Source organism: Flavobacterium sp. 21.1 (assembly GCF_057801535.1).
Map to the genome: position 1 here is coordinate 1 of NZ_JBYNXA010000013.1, position 3,315 is coordinate 3,315.

The 3,315-nt window shown below is 30.0% G+C and carries 4 protein-coding genes; all 4 read left to right on the forward strand.

Translation table 11 applies throughout. The features are described from left to right. Nucleotides 1-127: 127 nt before the first annotated feature. A complete protein-coding gene (locus tag AC3E9U_RS16065) occupies nt 128-799 on the forward strand; it encodes a DUF4919 domain-containing protein (protein ID WP_488747947.1) in 672 nt (223 codons plus the stop codon). 159 nt (nt 800-958) lie between these two features. Beyond that, a complete protein-coding gene (locus AC3E9U_RS16070) occupies nt 959-1,507 on the forward strand; it encodes an STM3941 family protein (RefSeq protein ID WP_488747948.1) in 549 nt (182 codons plus the stop codon). 195 nt (nt 1,508-1,702) lie between these two features. After that, a complete protein-coding gene (locus AC3E9U_RS16075; RefSeq protein WP_488747949.1) occupies nt 1,703-2,008 on the forward strand; it encodes a hypothetical protein in 306 nt (101 codons plus the stop codon). A 676-nt stretch (nt 2,009-2,684) separates the two neighbouring features. Continuing rightward, the gene (locus AC3E9U_RS16080; RefSeq protein WP_488747950.1) at nt 2,685-3,035 is read left to right on the forward strand and encodes a hypothetical protein; all 351 of its coding nucleotides are present in this window, start codon (nt 2,685-2,687) and stop codon (nt 3,033-3,035) included. Nucleotides 3,036-3,315 lie beyond the last annotated feature (280 nt).

The following is a 3,315-nucleotide window of genomic DNA, read 5'->3' on the forward strand; positions in this document are numbered from 1 at the left end:
GAAGACATTACAGCCTAGACATGAAAACACCTGAGTTTGCACACAAAAATCAAATGCATAAATACAAATTTTATAACCTGAATTAATAACCAAAATGGTCAACCTATTTCAGGACAAGACACAAACTATGAGAAAACACATCTACTTAATAATTGCTTTGTGCTCATTTGAAATTTCAACTGCTCAAAATCAAATCAACATAAACTTCGACGAAGTTAAATCGAAAATAGAAAAGGTAGATTCAGAAACTTATTATCCAAAACTTTTGAAGAGATTCAATGAATTTGATACTACATTAACTTTAGAAGAAAATTCTCTTATTTATTACGGTTTTTCATTTCAAGAAGATTATTTAAAAAATAAACCCAAAGAAGACCATTTAGAAGATTTATCAAAGAATAATGAATATGAAAAACTAATAATTGAATGTCGCAAAATTCTTGAAAAAAATCCGGTAAGTTTAATTGCCAATAATAAAATGGGATATTCATTATTTAAATTAGGCAAACCTGAATCCGAGTGGAAAAAATATCAGAAAAGATATAGAGATATAAGAAAAGTAATTGCATATAGCGGTAATGGTTTGAACTGTGATTCAGCATTAAAAGTTATATACGTATCTGACGAATATAATATGATTTTCGACTATTTCGATATTTTAAAAATCCATCAGAGATCATTAGTTGGTTTGTGTGATAAATTTATAGTTGATCCCAGTGAATTTTATAAAGCAAAAGAATTTTATTTTGATGCATCAAGATCACTTATTAGACACGAAGAATTGATTAATAAAAAATAAAATACTGTGGCTAACAGCGGTTTTATGAAATTGGGGTTTTAGGGAAAAACCAAACTTCTTTTTGTATATTTGGCTTTAGGAATAAACAAACTAAAGGTACAAAAAATCCCCAACTTCATAAAGCCGGCGGGACGTTAGGCAACATTTTAAATAAACGTGATGGAAAATAATACCCAAAAATTGAACTCAACAGATTTGCATTTTTATTCGAATAAAAAAAAGGCTTTTTTTCTATTGTTTATTTCTTCAATTTTTACTTTTTGCGGAATATATTCTTATGAGAATGTTTTTAATTTCGAGACAAAACTTTTTAAAAGTGTAATGATGTTATTAGGTTTTATTTTATTTGCAATTGGAATAATAATTTCAATCTTGTATTTAACAAGAACAAAAGCTCTTCTCACAGTTACTAGAAACAAAATCTTTATTTATAATATTCTTGGAAAGCAAAAAATTGTAAATTTTGAAGAAGTCAAATCGTTTTATATCATTACAACTCATCATAGAGGAATTACCACTAACAGACAAATTTTAGTAGAAATGAAAAAACCAGGTGAAAAATATAGTAATTCGTGGTTTTACAAATTTCTGCTGAAATTTGATATAAAATTTGCGAACTCACAACATTCTATACAAACTGATTTTCTAAATACAAATCATATAGAATTATTACATATTTTAAATGAAAGATTAAAAAACGTCGCCTAACAGCGGTTTTATAAAATGGCGGGGCTCGGTGATTTTTTGGAATGGTTTGGTGCTTTTATTTCATCTTTTTATTCAGCTTTTTTCTTTCTAACTTTTCGGTATATTTGTAAACATCAGTAATAAAAAATCCGCCACTTCATAAAGCCGGCGGGACGTTAGCAGAAAGCCTGAAAAAACTGTATAAATAATAAATTCATGGGTTATAAAACTCTCTGTTTAGATTGCCGTAAAACTTATAATCATGGCACTGATTTCGAAAAATTTCATATCGGAAATTGTCCAGAATGTGGAAAATTAATGATAGAAATGGACCAAAAATTTAAAGCACCAAAACATAACGATGACAGAAAATGGGAAACAGTCAAATTTTTGGTTAATCATGGCTTTAAATATCAGAGGATTTATGAAATAAAATTTCAGGCGCCGTATGTAAAATACCCTGAAAACTTACGAGATGCTAAAGAATTTGTTGTGAAGTATTCCGACCAAGCACTCAAGTAAGGCCTTCTGCTAACAGCGGTTTTAAGAAATTGGGGTTTGAGTGTTTAATGGAACGAGCTTTTTGTATATTTGACTTCAGTCCTAATGGAATGGTTTGGGAACAAAAATCCCCAACTTCTTAAAGCCGGCGGGACGTTAGCGGTAATAGTCCCTCTGTTTTCAAAACACGCTCATCTTCAAACAGAAAGAATCCTTTTAAGCTTTAAAATAATACGTAAAACTTTCCGCAAAATTTGAATTTACCACAAATAATACTTTTAAAAATCTAATTGAGTTTTCGCCAAACCTTTCTAAAAAATTATGGAAAAACTTTGCCGAAAAGCTTTGTTAAAAACGGAACGAAAATGTATAGCGAAAAATGGAATAACTAAATCTAAAAATACTTTTGCGCATAAGTTTAACAAACTTTGAGGAAAAACCGCATCGACAAACTTTGTGAAACTTTATGTGAAGAAAGCTATGGTTACACTATGTTACATTCTTTATGCCGGTACTACAACCGCTAACAAGGGTTTTGTGAAATTGGGGGTTTGGGGCTAAAAATAATGTTGGTTTTGTGTTTGTAAACCTAATCTTAAATATATACTTTTGGGAGAACTAATCCCCAACTTCACAAAGCCCCGGGACGTTAGCGGTAATTTCGCCAGAACGAAATCTATAAATAAGAACAGAAAATATGATCTTTAACGAAATTTCTTTTCACGATTCTACAATATTAAAAGTCACGGAAAATCCTAATGGTCAAATAATAGATTTTTTAATAGATTTTCCAACTGACTGGGAAAATAGTATTTTTGAGAAAAAAGTTTTAAGATTCGAAGATGTGACTTTTTATAACGTTGAAGAAATTCCTTTCGGTAGTTTACTAACTATTTTAAAAATTATTGATTTGGGTGAAATAAGTAAAGATTTATCATCTGAAAAAAATAATTGGATAGTAACACGGAATAAGATAAAAATTGAAACAAATGCTGGAAATAGAATTATTGAATTCTCTAATTGTGGATTTATAGAAGTCACAAATTAAATAGAAACTACCGCTAACAGCAGTTTGCAGCAAGTGGGGCTTTAAGGCTAAATTTAATGTTGGTTTTGTGTTTGTAAACTTAATCTTAAATTGATATTTTTGGGAAAACAATTCCCCACCTGCAGCAAGCTGGCGGGACGTTACCAGCAATACAACATGATGCGTCGTCCTAAAATAGGTTGACTAAAAATTAAACACTTTTAGTATCCTATGGAAACAACAAAAAAACATCCCTGTCGAAAAAATGAGTATCAGAAAATCAGTTTTGATCTCAAACTTT